The 17,632-nt window shown below is 40.3% G+C and carries 10 protein-coding genes; 8 read left to right on the forward strand and 2 right to left on the reverse strand.

Annotated features, from left to right (window positions below; translation table 11 throughout):
* Positions 1 to 715: 715 nt before the first annotated feature.
* Together BP549_RS06950 and ileS are read right to left on the reverse strand one after the other, a co-directional pair.
* The gene (locus tag BP549_RS06950) at positions 716 to 1,357 is read right to left on the reverse strand and encodes a 6-hydroxymethylpterin diphosphokinase MptE-like protein (RefSeq protein WP_292379336.1); all 642 of its coding nucleotides are present in this window, start codon (positions 1,355 to 1,357) and stop codon (positions 716 to 718) included.
* A gap of 69 nt (positions 1,358 to 1,426) precedes the next feature.
* Positions 1,427 to 4,603, reverse strand: coding sequence for an isoleucine--tRNA ligase (gene ileS / locus BP549_RS06955; RefSeq protein ID WP_292379339.1), 3,177 nt, complete (start codon positions 4,601 to 4,603; stop codon positions 1,427 to 1,429).
* A gap of 53 nt (positions 4,604 to 4,656) precedes the next feature.
* Between ileS and BP549_RS06960 the strand changes: the two genes are divergently transcribed.
* From BP549_RS06960 to BP549_RS06995, 8 genes are all read left to right on the forward strand, one after another.
* Positions 4,657 to 5,721: a tyrosine-type recombinase/integrase gene (locus BP549_RS06960; protein WP_292379341.1), complete on the forward strand. Its 1,065-nt coding sequence runs from the start codon at positions 4,657 to 4,659 to the stop codon at positions 5,719 to 5,721.
* Positions 5,722 to 6,267: 546 nt separating this feature from the next.
* Entirely contained in the window at positions 6,268 to 6,411 is a 144-nt protein-coding gene (locus BP549_RS06965; RefSeq protein WP_292379344.1) for a hypothetical protein, read from the forward strand.
* A 221-nt stretch (positions 6,412 to 6,632) separates the two neighbouring features.
* Positions 6,633 to 9,878, forward strand: coding sequence for a DUF927 domain-containing protein (locus BP549_RS06970; RefSeq protein ID WP_292379346.1), 3,246 nt, complete (start codon positions 6,633 to 6,635; stop codon positions 9,876 to 9,878).
* 1,210 nt (positions 9,879 to 11,088) lie between these two features.
* Positions 11,089 to 11,271 (forward strand): hypothetical protein, encoded by a 183-nt coding sequence (locus BP549_RS06975; RefSeq protein WP_292379349.1) that lies wholly within the window; start codon positions 11,089 to 11,091, stop codon positions 11,269 to 11,271.
* A 53-nt stretch (positions 11,272 to 11,324) separates the two neighbouring features.
* The gene (locus BP549_RS06980) at positions 11,325 to 11,609 is read left to right on the forward strand and encodes a hypothetical protein (protein WP_292379350.1); all 285 of its coding nucleotides are present in this window, start codon (positions 11,325 to 11,327) and stop codon (positions 11,607 to 11,609) included.
* 69 nt (positions 11,610 to 11,678) lie between these two features.
* Positions 11,679 to 12,155 (forward strand): hypothetical protein, encoded by a 477-nt coding sequence (locus tag BP549_RS06985; RefSeq protein ID WP_292379353.1) that lies wholly within the window; start codon positions 11,679 to 11,681, stop codon positions 12,153 to 12,155.
* 169 nt (positions 12,156 to 12,324) lie between these two features.
* The gene (locus BP549_RS06990; protein WP_292379356.1) at positions 12,325 to 12,615 is read left to right on the forward strand and encodes a hypothetical protein; all 291 of its coding nucleotides are present in this window, start codon (positions 12,325 to 12,327) and stop codon (positions 12,613 to 12,615) included.
* Between the two features lie 24 nt (positions 12,616 to 12,639).
* Positions 12,640 to 17,632, forward strand: a 4,993-nt coding sequence (locus tag BP549_RS06995) for a hypothetical protein (protein WP_292379358.1), incomplete at its 3' end; no start/stop codon positions are given.

A 17,632-nucleotide genomic window follows, 5' to 3' on the forward strand; every position in this document is an offset into this window, starting at 1 on the left:
CAGCGACCCCAGCCGCCGCAGCCACCCCAGCCACAATCATTCCACCACATTATATTTACCTCCGTGATTTTGCTTATTATTCTGTTTAGTTCAGATATCGTAGAAAGTGGATTTCCTAAGATTAGAGAGCTAAGAACTATCACTCTAATCAAACCCCTTATCCACTCCCGAAGCATACTCTCATGGGAACTTTTTTAGAAATTATTCAAATTACTTATTTTCTTATGGCGAGAAACGATTCGACTGCCATGAGAGTATGAATTAACATATAATTGCAAATTATATAAAAGATTTAGAATAACTATTTCTTAATATTAATAACCTTTGAAAAACTGAGTAAACTCCCTATCAATAAAAAAGCTTACTTCTATATTTATTCTACAATTCCTACTTCTTTTAAGATTCTCAATAAATCAGGAATAATAATCTGTAATTCATCGTATATGCAAAAAAGATAATCTCAATAGTATATATAAGCGCTATTACGAGGTTAGATCTAATTTAAGGCCTTATAAGGCGTTTATTTTATTGGGAAAGTTATATAACCTCTCTTATTTTTGGACTTCATCAATTTAGCTATTTTTATAATAAGTGAAATATTTATATAAAGGATCACTATTCAATAAGGTAAGTTTTTCTATTCAGATTAAGAATAAATGTAAACCAGCGCATCGATTTATTGACATATGGGGTAACAATTTAGGCTCTTTGATTTTTAAGAATCGTAAATCCCTATTAATTTCTTTGCCCATTTCAATTTCTTTTTCTTAATCGGGTTTACATCGCTATCTTCAAAATCAAAACCTACCAGCCTAATTTTTTTAGCTCCAAATTCTCTAGCTACAAAAAAGCATCTATCTCCATCGCTGAAGCCGCCAAAATTGTAGACCTTATCAAAAGGTCTTGCCTGGGTAGTTGCAATAAATCGTTTAAAGCGAGGCACATATTTTTCAAGCTTATCGATATTGTCCCCATGCGCGTGAATAAGGACTATTGAACCCATCTCGCAGGCTAGAATTTCTTTTTCAATATCAGCTTCAGAGTTGCCATCAAGATCGGTACAGATGACTTCAGGTATTATGCCCATATCTATGAGAACTGCGGCTGCTCCATCGGCTGCAATTACCGTAAAATCCGAAAAATTGATTTCCGAAAGGTCGTCTCTGAGTCGGGGAGCGTTTCCGCACACAAGAACAGGCTTTCCGGAAATTAGGGCTCTAAGTTTGGACAGGCTGGCAGTGTTTTCCTCTGTCAGCATGCGGGAAAGGAATAGAGCTGCCTTTTCATCACCTTCTCGGTCAAACCCAAAATCCTCAAGGATTCGTTCGTAAATCGGCTCCCAGGTAGCAAAATCCATATAAATCAGTTTCCTTTCCGTTTTGCAATTTGAGTTCTAAATTTCTTTGTTTTACTTCTTTTTAAGAGATTACTTCTTTGCAATTCCCATTTTCATGGCAATGCCTTCGACATCCCAATCCTTTACAAGGGCTCCGGAAACCTCAAGATCACTACCAAGATCAAATATCTCGGCTCTTACCTCCTCTGCAATCAGATCCTTGAGGGTTTCAACGAGCTTCAGGACTCTATCGTCTTCGATCCAAACGGAAGCACGGATGTTTTCATCCACTACTAGGTCAAGTTCCTTCCGCATGTCCTGAAGTCTGCGAATTACTTCCCTTGCATACCCTTCAGCTTCCAGCTCGGGAGTCAGGTTTGCATCTACATAAACAAGGCCGGCATCGGACTCTGCACTTGCTGTCCCTCCTGGAAGGGTTTCTTTGAAATTTGCCATGCCCGGAGTTACTGTAACCATTGTTCCGTCTGCAAGGGAGAGCTCAAACTCACCATTCTCGGCAAAGGCCTTTTTCAAAGCAAGACCGTCAACCTTCTGCAGGGCAGGGATGATTTTTCCTGCATCCTTCTTGAAAACAGGACCTATTTTGCTCGGATCAGGGATTACTTCAAGCCCGAGCTCATCCCAGCTCTCAGCAACACCTGTCAGGACAATTGCCTTGGAATTTGTCTGGTCCATAAGAACTGAGCGCAATCTCTTAACAGCCTTTGCTGCGTCCTCACTTTCAGGGGAAACAATTATTCGGGAAACAGGCCACCTGAGTTTTCTTCCTGCTTTCTGGCGGGCGTTTGAGGCGGCTTCCACAATAGAACGTGCAGTCTTCATGGCAGCTTCGAGCTCAGGATCAAGATAGTCTTCATTGACCTTCGGCCAGTCGCACATATGAACCGATTCCAGTGCATTCGGATCTACGTTCCGTATCAGGTTCTGATACATCTCTTCAGCCAGGTAGGGCATGAAAGGAGAGATCAGTTTTGTAAGGGTTGCGTAGACTTCATAAAGCACGCAGTAAGCTGCAAGCTTGTCAGGGTCATCAGCTTCGGTCCAAGTTCTTGGACGAATAAGCTGGATATACCAACGAGATAGGTCTTCAAGCGTGAATTCCAGAATCTCACGCACAGCCTTATGCAGGAAATACCCGCTCATTGCTTCGTCTACAGCTTTAACAACGGATTGAGCTCTTGAGAGAATCCACTTGTCCTCTTCCCTGAGCGCGTCTTTTACGGAATCAAGGCTAACCTTCAGCGGATCAAAATTATCGAGCGCCATATAAGGAAGCGGGAACCTGAAGACATTCCAGAGGATATTTATTGAACGGTTAACGGTTTCCACTTCTTCCTGGTTGAACTTAAGGTCATCCCAGGGTGCGCTTGATGAAAGCACATAGGCACGCAGGGTGTCAGCACCATATTTATCGATTACATCAATTGGAGAAATTACGTTCCCAAGGCTCTTGGACATCTTCTTTCCGCCTGCGTCAAGCGTAAAACCGTGCATGAGTACACTCTTGTACGGAGCCCGTCCGAAGCTCACCATGCTTGCTCCGAGTTGAGAATAGAACCAGCCACGGGTTTGGTCATGCCCCTCAGTGATAAAGTCCGCAGGCCACCATTCATCGAACTCCTCCCTAGTCTGCGGGAACTTCAGGGTAGCCCAGGAAGCGACAGCCGAATCAAACCAGACATCGAAAACGTCTTCAACACGCTTTTTCTCTCCTCCGCACTCACAGGGAATAGTTATTTTATCCACGTAAGGACGGTGAAGTTCAACATCGCTGCCTGCTCCGGATTTTTCCAGCAGTTCGGCTTTGGTTCCTATTACCTCAAGCTTTCCGCATTTCTTGCACTTCCAGACCGGAATCGGGATTCCCCAGTAGCGCTGCCTGGAGATACACCAGTCCCGAGCGCCTTCAACCCAGGTTCTGAATCTGGCTGAACCTGCCCAGTCAGGGTACCAATCTACGGCATCAATCGCCTCAAGCATTTTGTCCTTTATCTCTGTAACCTTGAGGAACCATTGTTCGGTTGCTAGGTAGATTATAGGAGTCTTACAGCGCCAGCAATGCCCGTATCTGTGCGTGACAGTCCCTTCTGCAAGCAACCTGTCACGTTCCCTGAGATCTTTGATTACAATCGGGTTTGCTTCCCTGACGTTTTTGCCCGCGTATTCCCCGGCTTCCTCGGTATAGGAACCATTCGGACCCACGGGACAGAGGATCGGAAGCTTATACTTCACGCCAACGTTAAAGTCATCCATACCGTGCCCTGGGGCAATATGTACACAGCCTGTATTTTCTGCAGTTACGTAATCAGCAAGATAAACGCCATGCTTTATCTCGTTCTGCACAGGCACGAGATCCCCAACAGGGCTTTCGTACTCAAGCTTTGTGAGATCTTCCCCAAGCATTGTTTCAAGCACTTCATAGTCAACATACCTGCCCTGTTTAAGGACATTCTCTATCAGATCAGAGGCTGCAATTAAAATTTCTTCCGAGCCATTCTGCCTGATTGCCCTGAATTTAGAGTACTCGAAACTTGGATGTACGGCTACAGCCACGTTTGCAGGAATTGTCCAGGGGGTCGTTGTCCAGATAACTATGAAGGTGTTTTCCTCGCCTTTGACCTTAAACTTCACATAGATTGATGGGTCGGTTCTCTCGGCATATTCAACCTCGGAGTCTGCAATCGCAGTCTCACAGCGCGGGCACCAGTTGACTGAGCGCTTGCCAACATCCAGAAGGTCTTTTTCACTGGCTTGCTTGAGAGTCCACCAGGCAGCTTCGATGTAATCATCTTTTAAGGTCATGTAAGGGTCGTCCCACTGCAGCCAGACCCCAAGCCTCTGGAACTGCTCGGTCATTGCCTGTTTCTGGTTGATGGCAAATTCTTTACATTTTTCAATAAAATTTTCTACCCCGAAGCTCTCAATGTCCTTTTTAGATTTGAATCCGAGCACGCCTTCGACTTTGACTTCAATTGGCAGGCCGTGCATATCCCAGCCTGGGCGCTCGAGAATATTACGGTTATTCATGGAGTAATAGCGGAGAATGGAATCTTTAATTACTTTATTCCAGGCAGTCCCCAAGTGAATATGTCCGGTCGTATATGGGGGGCCGTCAACAAAAAAAAGTCTTTTTCCGGTCTTGCGGTGCTCTCGGGTTTTTCGATAAGCATCGCTATCTTCCCAGAGCTGCGTTACCTTTTTTTCAATTTGTTCTGCGTTATACTTGGCAGTGATTTCTTTTATCATAGAAGATCCTCAAATGTGACATCTTTTATAGTTGATAGTTTATATACTAAAGCATGGATGGGGAAATAATCTTAGCGGAATATTTGCAAAGGTTAGAGGATGATGGATTAAGTAAACGAACGATAGATAATAACATTTTTGTATTAACTCCTTTCGTTAAATGGCTAGGTAATCAGGAGATATCAGATAAAACTGTTATGGCGTATCTCAGATCCTTGAAACCTAAAAATTACTCTGATAGCACATTATACCAATATAGAGCAGTGTTAAAAAAGTTTCTATCTACTATCTCGCCGGAACAAGCACGCGGTATAAAACTAAAGGTTAAGAAGAGAGAACCGCCAATCATATTGACACAGGAAGAGGTTGAAAGGCTCATAGAAGCGTGCAGGAATCCAAGAGACAGAGCCTTAGTGTCTTTTCTTTACGAGTCTGGCTGCAGGAAAGGTGAGCTTGTTTCTATCAGGCTGGAAAATATCACTTTTACGGAATTCGGCGCAACTGTTACAATCCCAAGGGGGAAAACGGGATCACGCACATTACCTATAGTATACTCTGCATCATATTTACGTCAATGGATCGACTGTCACCCCACTAAGGGATCCTGTGACCCGCTATTCTGTTCTCTTCAGGAACCCTTTGCACGTTTCTCTTTTTCTGGACTATCACATCTTATGCGTGTTCTAAAAGAGAGAACTGGAATAAAGAAAAAGATTTACCCTCACATTTTCAGGCATAGCCGCGCGTCCCATTTGGCAAATAAATTTACGGAGCAGCAGCTTAAGCAGTTCTTAGGCTGGACTGCTGGATCTAATATGGCAGCCGTATACGTTCATCTTTCACAAAGGGATATAGAGGACGCAGTATTAAATATGCATGGTATTGAGTCTACGCAAAAAAGAAATGATAATTTTAAAGTGGAACGCTGCCCGCGTTGTAAGGAAATTAATCCTGAAACATCCAAGTACTGCGGGAAATGCGGAATGCCTTTAAAAGATGAAGCACGCGAAGCTATTGAGAAAGCAGAAGCTGAAATTGACCTTGCAATTATGAAAGCGGCCGTGTTGAACCCTGAAATTCTTGAAGAAATAGCAAAAAGACTAAAGTTTGAAAAATGAATCTTTATTTATCTTTGACTAACTTGTCTTTTTTCTGGAAAAACGGAAAACCTTTTTATACCATAGAAGACTACGACAGCTTTTATAAATTATAAAAGTTTTAAGACCTCTTCTATTGCTGTTTTACTTTTTGCCGCAACTTAATTCATTGTGCGTAGACTTAAAATTCTGAAAAAATTTTCATGAACTTAGTTTCTGAACTAAACTCATTAAACTTGTTTAGGACGTTTTTGGCCGTATGTCCGGTTTTAGTATATATACTAAGGTACAATAATTTAATGTGTTTAGCAAAGTTTAAATAATAAAACGAACAAATATAAGTTTAGGGGATAAAAAGAAAAACCCTGCAAAATATAGACAAAAATCAAAATGAGGAAAATATTATGGTCTCAAAAATTGAAGGAAATAAAATTAGCATAACACTGTTCGTAACACCTGAAACTTATTACGCCATTGAAGACGCACGTGGGTTTTTGAAAAGATCAACATACTGTGGGATGATTTTTGAAGAGCTATTTAATCCAAATCAAAAGGGAGTGAACAAGAATGATCAGTGTAGCAGCAGTTGATGCATTAAAGAATATTTATGAGAGTAAAAAAGAAACGGTTGAGTACTTGTGCAGATTTGGCAATGCAATGGAAAAGGCGAAGGCTTCGTTCATTAAAGAAGTGGCGACAGGAAATTTCTGATTCCGCTGATGTTTGGCGACACTCGGAATCAGAAAATTCGATCACTTCACCTTATGAGAAAAAAGGTGATTAAAAATGTTTACTAATAGTAATTATATCTGTAATGTTTATAAATCTTTCGTTAATGTCATAGCAGAAGCTGTTATTGTTTTAGCAATTGTTAACTACGAAATTAGTAAAAATAACGGTCAGGTTGCCGCATTTTTGAGGGGGGTCTAAGCGTGACCGGCAACAACGATCAAACAGAGAGTATATCAGAGCGGATCAAAAATGCTCTCGATATCGTAGATGTTATAGGAAAGTCAGTAAAACTCACAAAGAGTTCCTTTGGAGAGTATACAGGTGCTACTTCTTCACTTAGTAAAAGTGGTGCCTCCCTCCACGTTGACCGAAATTTGCAATTGTGGCATGATTTGTCTGGACGCGCTCAACCTGTGGGAGGTGACGTTTTTAGCTGGATAGCCTTCGAGCACGGTCTAAGTACAGATTCTGATTTCCCTCAAATTCTAAGAATAGCTGCAAGCATGGCAGGCATACCACTCGAAACACCCACGCCCGAACAAATTGAGAAAATTGAGAAAAAACAGCAAATACATAATATATTAACAAAAGCTGCTGAGATCTACCACTCATATCTTACACCCGAAATTAGAAATTACATTAACAAAAAATGGGGCATCAGTAACGAAACTATAGACAGATTGAAAATAGGTTATGCTAAACCAGGTAAAGGCAACACTAATTTAGGAAAAATTGCTGATTCTGATGAATGGTTAGAGTCTGGTCTATTTTCTGTTGCAAAGCTTGCAACTCCTGATGCTGCGGGACATGAGAAGGCATATGAAATTTTTAAAGGAAGAGTTGTATTTCCATACTGGCAGGGTGGAAAAGTTGTAAATTTTGCGGCTAGAGGAGATTTTACCGACCCTATAAATACGCCTGATAGTCAGTACGAGAAAAACGGAAACGACATTATAAAATACAAAAAACTGCTTACACACAATGAAAAGCACCCTTATGTAGCAAGCTGTGTAAACAATTCATACTTATTTGGTGAGGACACTTTAAAGGGTAACGATTATTGCATTATCACTGAGGGCATAGCTGACTCTATAGTATTAGTACAAAACGGATATCCTGTGCTTTCTCCAATAACAACTAAATTTGCAAAACATGATATAGAAAAGCTTCTCCAAGCAGCTAGAAGATTGAAAACAGTGTACATCTGCAACGATAATGAAGACAGCGGTGCAGGAGAAGATGGCGCAATTCGAACTGGAAAACTATTGACCAATAACGGTTTAGACGTTAAAATTATGGTTTTGCCGAAAGGGGGCCTCAGCAAAATTGATGTTGCCGAGTTTTTCTTGACTCACACCAAAGATGAATTTGAAGTAGTGAAAAGCCAGGCTAAAAAATTCATTCCCTTCATGCTAGAACAGGTTAAAAAGGACTGTGATCTGGTTGAAAAACAAAAACTTGCAATACAATTCATTGAGGAGTATTTAACGGAAGTCTCTGAGCTTGACAGAGAAGCATACATAGACGAAAATATTAAAAAACATTTTGGTTTCACACGAGAACAGATTAACACTATTAAGCAAAATGTGAACAAAAAAGTAAAGAAAATTCAAACGACAGAAAAGCCTAGCGAACTGTTTAATAATATTTCTGGATTTGATCAATTCATATTGAGAGATAACGGTATTTTCAAAATGACTTTTGATAAAGAAGGAGGTCTGCACGAAAAAAGAATTACTGCATCTCACTGCAGTGTTGTTGCAATTGGGAGAAATATTGACACGCGAGAACTACTCTACAAGCTGAGGATTCAAGACTTAAAAGGTGCTGAAACTTTCATATGGAAGACTACAGGCGCTTTAATGAAAAAAACAGAAGTATTAAAGCTGCAAGAGGTAGGTATGCATTTCAAAGAGGTTGATGCAAATGACGTAATTGAATACCTGGATGCTTACATAGTTCGAGCGAGCAATAGTCTGAAAGAAGAGTTTACTGTATCGACAGGAGGGTGGAAGAAAAACTTCAGCATGTACGTCATAGGGAATAGGTGTATTACTTCAGATAGCGTTTCTGAGATAGTTCAAATGGAAAACCCAACAGCAATTAACTTTGAAGTCCAAGGCACTTTAGAAGATTGGGTAAAAGGAGCGAAATATATAATAGACTACCCTGCGGTTAGATTCAAAGTTTACAATGCGTTTGCAGCAACACTCTTAAGAATGTTGAAACTAACTTCTTACTTGGTTGACAATCACGTTGAAACAGGCAGACTCAAATCGGTCAGCAATGCTCTAGCAGCAGGATGTTTTGGGAAACCGTGGGCTCAACAAGTAGCAGGCAGTTCCACATCAGTGGGTGTCTTGGGGATGCTAACGTACTGTATCGACATACCAACTTTCATGGATGAAACCAGCCAAAATGTTGAGACAGCCCGAAAACTCGCTTATTCAGTGGGAAACGCAGGGAAGAGAGTTAAAGGAAAAAGTGACGGCAAAGCAGGAATAGTGATTCCTTCAGAGATGTCAACCGTGCTTTTAATGACAGGGGAAAATCCTATAATCCCTGAAAATTCAAATGGGGGAGAAGATGTGAGAGTTTTACCATTAACGGAGGGTGTAAGTGCAAAACTTTCCCCTGAAGATATCAGTTCAATGGAGTTGTTACTTTCTGAAAACTATGGTCATATAATTGTACCATTCATCCAAGAAGTACTCAAACGCCGCAATGAAATCCCTGACATCTTCAGACAAAATTTAATACAGCTTCCGGCTTCCAACAGCATTTCTGAAGATCGTGTTAAAAAACAATATGCAGTGGCAGCGACAGCAGGAGTAATACTTGAAAAAATTTTCGAAAACATTGGAATAACTCCAATGAATCCATTAGAAACAGTAACAAAATATTATGAAATGAATGTAGCTCGCCAAGGATTTACACCTGATCATATTAAAATATTAAGATCAGTTTATAACTGGTATGCAGCAAATGCAGTATATTTTGAAGATGATCTTGAAACTGAGAACGGCAAAAAAACAGTCAATCATACTCGATATGGATGGATGCGTGATTTCATAAGTCATGGGCAGTGTGTGTGTTTCATTGAAAACCCGCTTAAGGATCACATCTCAAAAGAATTTGGGGCAAATAAGTATGAAACAGTAATGGAAGCTTGGAAAAATGAAAATATATTAATCGCCACAGTTAAAAATGAAAAAGGCAAATTAAGGAAAATTAAGACCAAGGAAATAAAAGTTTCACATGAAGGTAAGTCGCGAATACAGGTAATTGCAGTTCCACTACAAACGTTCATGGAAAAACTAGACATTTTTGAACTGGAAGCATCAAAAATAGAAAAACAACCTGATGCATATCAAATAACGCTTGATGCATCTAGGGGATCTGCAAACACTGAAACTATAATTGAAGCACAAGCAGCAGAAGCATAAATCTGCAACTTACACTAACTCTTTTTCATCTACTCAAGGACATCTTGGAACCTTGAGTAGAACCTTTTTTCTAAAACTATTTCCTCTCAACAAAGAGACTTTTTTATTCGCGCCGGACTCAGCGGACTAACGCCGGACTAGAAAAAACCCAAAAAAAAAACAATTGCGTGAAACACACTATACTACTAATTAATTAACTAATACTAATACAAATAATATACTATACTATACTAAATCTCCCTCAGTTGTTTTTTCTTGTGCCGGACTCGCCGGACTAACGCCGGACTGAAAAATAGGGGGGTGTCCGGCGTTAAAAACGTTATCAGCAAGTAGTTTTTACCCTTCCGCCGGACACGCCGGACAGGTTTTTACAGTTTCTATAGAATTTTTTTTCCTTCAGTACTCTGAGTTTCTGCTTTGTTTGGATGAAACTGTGTGTGTGAAAATTCTCAAAATATTTTACGATTTTTTCAATTTTTTAGTCCGGCTGTCCGGCGCAAGCCTCTACATAACGATTTAGGCTAACCTAACTGTCCGGCGTGTCCGGCGGAGGAAATTCGCAGTGTCTCCCAACAATTAAAACAAGCTTTGCTAATTGTCCGGCGCATTTTTACCCCTGTCCGGCGTAAAAGAATCGCTATCAGCAAGTAGTTTTTACCCTTCTGCCGGACTCGCAAGCCATGCAGGAAGGGGTAGTTCACGGAATTTTTCTATTCTTCTGTCTAATAATCTAAACCTGTTGTCCGACTAAAAATCTATTCCACACATAAGCAAAAAAAAATTTCACACACACAGTATATAAACAAAAGGATGTGTGTGTGAAAAAATATAGTAAAATGGATTGGTTTTTACCCTGCCACCTGACACCACGTTTAGACAGTTGTTGTTGACTCTGCCCTACATACCCTGCATTGCTGCTGTTTTTGACATATATATAGGGATTTCAAAATAGAATACGTCAAATCCCTATATATTCTAACTCACTTGAGGTATTGCCCTTAATTACTTTTCATTTCAATTTTAAGTTCTACACACTGTTTTTCATAGTCCGGTGAATCTATAGATATGCGAACATGACTATAAACTTTTCTCTATTTATAAACGAAACCTTTATAACTTATTAACTTTCCTTATTAGGCTAATATTAATAAATAATTAGACAAAATATTTATATAGATTAGGGTACATATAATATAATGGAGAGTGAAAAATGGACGCACCCGTTAGTTTCATTGGATTCAACGAATCGAAAATCAAAAGAGTGGTAATTGATCGCCCCCTGGCGAACGACGAACTAAAATATCATCGGATTCGAGTCGGCGTTGATATTCTAAGGGATTACGATCCAGCCTTACACGAATTTGAGATCATAAGAAAAAATAAGGAAAGTTGAAAAAGAGATACATGGCTTTGTCCGTGTGAAAAATGAAAAGGGGTTGAAAAACAATGACCGGAAAAACATTAACACTTGAAGAATTTAAGGAAGTTGGGACCGAGATGAGTTTTCTTGCTAATCGAATGACTCATCTTTATGTTAAAATCACTAACGGCAACGGCAAAGAAAGAGACGCTGCAAAATTGTTAAAATCAGCTTTGAAAAGTTTTGGTAGTGCCCGCTCAAAGTTGGAAGACCAGATGTTTGAGAAATTTGGTGATCAGCCAGGCTCAGACATCAACACCTTCTACGGCAACACGTCGTTGCCTGCCGATATTCAAATAATTAAAAAATAATAGTATCAGAAAATAATTCAAAATAGCTAAAAAAGTTGTTTGTAAATAAATTTTGGGGGTTGGGGTAACATGTCTGATGATATTCGATATTACGCACTGATTATTCTTTTTGCTTTAGGAATGTTTGCTATAGATGATTTTCGTGGCATCACCCGCACCTGCTATGATGGTGCCGACGGTCACGAAATCGTTTTGCACAACAATAAAACCGCCGTCGATCCAACCTTTGAGCAGGTTAAGGCATTTGCCCGTGAAGATTTAACTAATACGAAAAAATATACGTCAAAATATCAATGTGGCGACTTTTCGGAAGAGTTTCATGATAATGCTGAAGCTGCAGGCTATAAATGTGGGTGGGTATTCGTAGACCTAGAAAATGGACCCGAAGACCACGCTTGTAATGTATTTAACACAACTGACGCCGGATTAGTATTCATAGACTGCACACATGGAGACTCTCGCGTGAGAGTTGCAAAAGGAGAGGAGTATAAACCTAAGCACTATGAATCACTGGGTTTTGTATCAAATTATAACATTTTATGGTAAACATTCCATAAAAAAGTTCTTTTCTTTCTTTTTTCAAATTTCAGCATAAATAGCCTTTTTTCTTTTTTCTTCGAAAGCTTTAAATATACAAAAAGCCTATATTATATAACAGTAAAATTATTATTATACTGTTATAAAAATAAAAATAAGTCCATATGGAGTGATTGGTATGAAAAAAACAGGGAATTCCAAAAAAACCTATATTGTATCTGTAAACGTGAAAAACGGACCTTTTTCATCACAAACCGCTGCAAAGCAGGCACAGGCTGTTTTAACTTCTCGCGGTATTTCAACATCAGTTGTAAAACATATCGCAAAAGGCTGGTTTTTCATTTCAATTGTGAAATACAAGTGTCCCAATTCGTCAATCCGCGATAAAGTAATTCGTAACATTAACTCATTCTCAAAAACAAGCGGGATGTCTCCCTCCTTGGTGAAAATAACCTCTAAAATTGTTTAATCATACCCAAAGGAGAGTGAAATTATGTTTTACACTTTTAAAAACCGAAGACTAGGCTACAGGCCTTCAAGCAGCATAAATAAAAAACCAGTTATACCCTCTGCAGCAGTTTCTGCACAAAGTGTTGCAGCCTCTAACGCAGCATCTGAAGCAGCTCAGCAAGTTAGCATACAAAAGGAGACTGCTGCTAGGCAGGCTGCAGCAAATATATACCCTGCAACATTTAAAAGTGAGTCAACACAGAAGCCTTCACAAGCAGAAGCTAGAAAAGCTTTTGAACAGTTGATCACTGATAGAAATGGACCCGCAGCTCGCAATAAATCTGCTATTCAAGGAAGACTAGTAAGCCAGTTTAATGCAGCAAAAACTGCAAATAATGGAGGAAGTACAACAGGAAACAGTAACACGCCTTACTATGATGTAGACAAAAATCTTGCAGAAATTCGTAAACAGGCTCTTGAAGCAGGTGTCTCGCTTCCTAAACCTCCAAGCTACGGCAACTCTGTTACAAACGCAAAAAGAGCCCAGGCAATCATTGACGGCTATGTTTCAAAAGTAAATGCAGAACTTGCAACGAAACACATGCTTGATGTCACAAGAGAAGAGCGCCACAGAAACATGCCGTACTTCGATGTTGACAAAAGCCTTTCTGATCTCCATAAACAGGCTCTAGATGCAGGTGTATCACTTCCTAAACCTCCAAGCTACGGCAACTCTATAAATGACTCAAGAAGAGCTCAGACTATTATAGACGACTATGTAGCAAAAGTAAACGCAGAAATTGCCGCTAAAAATGCAAAAATTCCTGTTAAAAATATTGAAACTGCTAAAAAAGCAGCAGCCACTAAAAGCACCACAAGTAAAGGGAGTGCATCATATTTTGATGTAGATAAAAGCCTTGCAGACATCTATAAGCAAGCTCAAAATGCAGGTGTATCACTCTCAAAGCCTTCCAGCTATGGCACTACTATAACTGATTCAAAAAAAGCGCAGTCTATAATTGATGATTACACTAAAAAAGCGAATGCAGCAATTACTGCTAAAAATGCTGAAGCTGCTAAAGCTAATGCTAAAAAAGCTGAAGCTGAAGCTACATATGATGTAGCCAGTCAGTATAATGAAATATACAATGCAGGTAAGGGTTATGGAGTAACAGTTAACAAACCCACCCAGACACAGTTCAAAACCCAGGCAGCAGCTCAGGCAGCGCTGGACAGCTACGTTGCACAAGTTAACAAAGCTCTTGAAAATGCTCCTGCACCTACGTTTACAAATGTAGATCCTCAAAAAACTTCAGGGTATGCTTACACTGTGACAATGAGCCATGCTCAGCAAAATAAATTTATTCGCGAAAATCAAACAAGAAAACAGCAGGGTAAACCCGAATTAACAGAGTATGAATTCCGCAAAAGTATAGGGCTCACCACAGAAACAACATCAGGCTCCTATGTAAAGCCAAAGATAACCAACAGGTCATACTCCTCAAATGGTACCGGATCTGTAAAAGCTGTTAAAGACACTGGTTCAAATAACAGACAGGCTGCAAGAATAGGGTCTGGTGACATTAAACTTGCAGAGATGAAAGTTGCTACAAAGGGAAATGCTGCAAATAACAAACCTACTGTAATCTCTGCTGCCAAAACTCAGCAACTCAAAGCTGCAGCTATAGAGAAGAAGCAAGTAGAGGCTAAAAAAGCAGCTGAGAACGCAACTCAAGCTAAACAAGTTGCAAGAGATGCAAAAGCCGAAGCTACAGCAAAAGCTAAACAAGTGACAGCTGTAAAAGCACAGCTAAAAAACACAGTGAATGAAAAAACAAAAACACAACTTAAAAAGGAAATTAAAACCCTTGAAAAAGCATCTGAAACAGCTAAAATCGCATCAAAAGCAGCTGATGCACATGCGAAATCAACTTCAGAGTTAGCTGATGCTACAAAAAAAGCCGCAACTGTTCTTGCAAGCCCTAGAATTTCAGCAACAAAAGCAGCTACAGTTAACAATGCAGTCAAAAAAGCTGAAGCAAAAGCTGCAAAAACTTCAGTAACTGCAGAGAAAATTGGAGTCCAGGATCACACAGGCCAGATTTTGTTAAAAGATGGCACATGGGTCAGTCAAGTACAGAGACAAGGAGGATCTGGAAAAGGTGAAGGTGTTGCGAAGGTTTTTGGAACTACAAAAGAATACCAAAAACAGCTAGCTGAGGACTACCGGAATAAACTTGCCGGTAAGTCAACCTCTCATTCTATTAATCCAGTTTACGTAAAAGCTCTTAACGCTGTAAAACAGACTAAACGCGCAGAGGCTGCCGAAGCGAAGAGAATTGCTGCAGCATATGTGCCTGTTTTAGCAGCTACAGGGGAAGTAATTGATGCTATACAATCTAAAAGTCTTCATGGTACGGGAGAAGCCAATTTAAGGGTTATAAAACTTGATAAAAATAATAATATTATAGCTGCTTCTAAAACTGCTCAACAGCTACATAGGGAAAACAAGCTTTTTAATAAACCCATTAAACTTAGTGATGGCTCCTCAATCACATTAGACAAACTCTCCATCACTCCTCAGACAAACAAGAGTACAGCAAAACTTATTCAAGAAGCTAGAGCTTATAAACTTTCTCATACTCCTAATACCTCAAATGCAACAAAAACGCGCTTGCAGATGGAATATTTAGGACTTGACGGTCAGCTCTCTGCCCCAAAAAGTAAAACATCTTTCAAAACGAAAGATCAGATTAGACAGGCAAAATTAATGCAAAGTGATAACAAGCTGGCAAGCTCTCTCGTGAAGGCTGACGTTGCATTCAGGGAAGCAGGAAGTTGGAAAAATGTCAAGGGAAAAACCAGCGCGGGCCTCGCTAGTGCAAACAAAAAAATTGCGGACGCTATAGACCTTCCTACACTCGTATCTATTGAAAATTCGCGCGACCAGCATCTTGCAAAAATCAACGTGAAGGGGTATAACGCTCTAGCGCTGCAGCGCCGTGGACAAAAAGCAATCTATGGTAACCAGTATGGCGAAGCTAGTATGAATTTGTTAACGGGTACATACGAATCCGTTCGCACAAAACCTGTAAGCGCCGGCTTAACTGTAGCAGCAATGTACGCCACTGGGATGATTGCAGGGGTTGCCGTTGAAGGTGTGTTAGGACTTGCAGCTAGGGGGGCCGCTGGAATTGCTGTAAAAGCATCTTCAAAAGCTGTCAAAAAAGCAGCAATAGTAACAGCACAGCATGTCCAAGGAACAGGTCGTGCAGGCTTAGGTCTTGGTGTTGCCGCCGAAGGGCTGAAAACAGTTGCAGAAGGTGACGCAGCAAAAACCGTCAATTTTGCAGCATCTTTAGCTGTTGGTGGTTTTGGTTACTCTAAAGGCGCAAAAACAGTAAAAGATCCAATTTCGATTCTTCCTAATGCGAGAACTACAAAACTGCAGGCAGTCTCCTCAGGACATGACACAGCTGTTATGGACATCCGAGCAGGCGAGACTTTTTCGCTTAGAGGAAAACCGATTCTATCTCGCACTCGAGAAGGAAAGTTTGTCAGAGGTGCACCTGCCCTAGACTCAACACTCACTAAAAATAAAGTTATACAGTCCTTTGATAAAAGCGACACAGCAACTTTCCGAAAAACTTTAGAAAAACAGGCCAGTAAGGAAGATGTATTAATTTTTGACAGCGGCAAAAAAATCGCAAGCGTGGCTTACAATCTTAGAAAACCAGTTACTGGCCCTAAGAAATTCGAAATTTTGAGCGAAAACATCCCCAGTAATATGAAACCCGTGGTGAAGGACACTATTGTTTCTTCAAAAAATATCGAGGTTTATGGATCAGTAGCTCAGAAATTGCAAATGGAAGGCTTTTTCAGCAGAGTGCCCCAAGATATTGAAGTGTCTACTAAAGATGTGAACAAATTTGTTTCTACATTCAAAACAAAAGCAGCAAAATCAGGCTATAAAGAAGGCACTGACTACCGGATCAGAAGAGCTGACGCTGATTCCCCCAAAATTGAATTTAAAATAAATGGGAAATGGGAGAAGGGTATTGAAGTTTTTGCCTCCAAAAATTCTAAAGCTTCAGTGATTCAGGGCTACCGTTCCGAGGATAGAATTGCATTCGGATTCAACTCTCTAAAACCTCTAAAAGTTGACTCAGCAAAATTAATGAAGCTTCAGGAACAGGCCGCAAGAAAGCACGCTGGTGCAACAACGTTGCAGGATGGCACGTTGAAACCTGTCCATCCAGGAAGGTCTAAAGACATTAGAGATTTGATTGAGATAGGTGTTGCAAATGAGGTGACTTTCAAAACTGGAATCGCAAAAGAAATTATACAGTATGCAAAACTGCAAGCGGCTAAGGGTTTCGATGTAGGAAAATCGCCCGTTGCGACACATCTCGTTAAACATGAGCGTATGCCAACCATGCCTGAATTTAAAGTACTCACATCTGGATCTTTGAAAGACTCAGAAATCAGTCTCCTTGCTAGAAGGGTAGCTTCTCCTGTGAAAATGCTGAACAGTGGTAACAAAGGAACTTCAATAACCGTAAAGAGCCCTCGCTCATTGAGAAAATTCAGGAGTGAGAAAAGTCAAAAGTACGTAGGTTCAAAAGCATCCGTACAATCTGAGCCTGGAAACACACATAAAGCGAAACCAATGTTCCGACAAGGCGAGAAAAAATCCGTAAGCAAAGACCATGAGCTTTTGTTTGCAAGCAAGGCTACTTCGAAAACTGCATCCTTAGGAAAAGCTGCTGCAGTAACATCAAGAAGCTTCAGTAAAACCTCCGCAAGGCTGCAAACGTCAAAAATTTTAGGCTCCAAATCAAGAGAGGTGGCTTTAAAAGGCTCATCAGTAGCTGCAATCTCAAAAAGTCTATCTTTAGAAAGTTTGTCTTCGAAAGCAATACCTTCTAGATCAGCACCTTCAAAAGCAGCACCTTCTAGGTCAGTTCCTTCAAAAGCAGCTCTTTCCAAAGCAGTTACATCAAAAAGCCATTCAAAACCTTCATCTGTGAAACCTT

Source organism: Methanosarcina sp. UBA289, assembly GCA_002496565.1.
In the GTDB taxonomy this organism is placed as follows: Archaea; Halobacteriota; Methanosarcinia; order Methanosarcinales; family Methanosarcinaceae; genus Methanosarcina.

Bases quoted from the DNA above. Each gene is read 5' to 3' on its own strand.
- BP549_RS06980 (WP_292379350.1), top strand. From the start codon at position 11,325: ATGACCGGAAAAACATTAACACTTGAAGAATTTAAGGAAGTTGGGACC.
- BP549_RS06990 (WP_292379356.1), top strand. From the start codon at position 12,325: ATGAAAAAAACAGGGAATTCCAAAAAAACCTATATTGTATCTGTAAAC.
- BP549_RS06985 (WP_292379353.1), top strand. From the start codon at position 11,679: ATGTCTGATGATATTCGATATTACGCACTGATTATTCTTTTTGCTTTA.
- BP549_RS06965 (WP_292379344.1), top strand. From the start codon at position 6,268: ATGATCAGTGTAGCAGCAGTTGATGCATTAAAGAATATTTATGAGAGT.
- BP549_RS06960 (WP_292379341.1), top strand. From the start codon at position 4,657: ATGGATGGGGAAATAATCTTAGCGGAATATTTGCAAAGGTTAGAGGAT.
- BP549_RS06975 (WP_292379349.1), top strand. From the start codon at position 11,089: ATGGACGCACCCGTTAGTTTCATTGGATTCAACGAATCGAAAATCAAA.
- BP549_RS06950 (WP_292379336.1), bottom strand. From the start codon at position 1,357: ATGGATTTTGCTACCTGGGAGCCGATTTACGAACGAATCCTTGAGGAT.
- ileS (WP_292379339.1), bottom strand. From the start codon at position 4,603: ATGATAAAAGAAATCACTGCCAAGTATAACGCAGAACAAATTGAAAAA.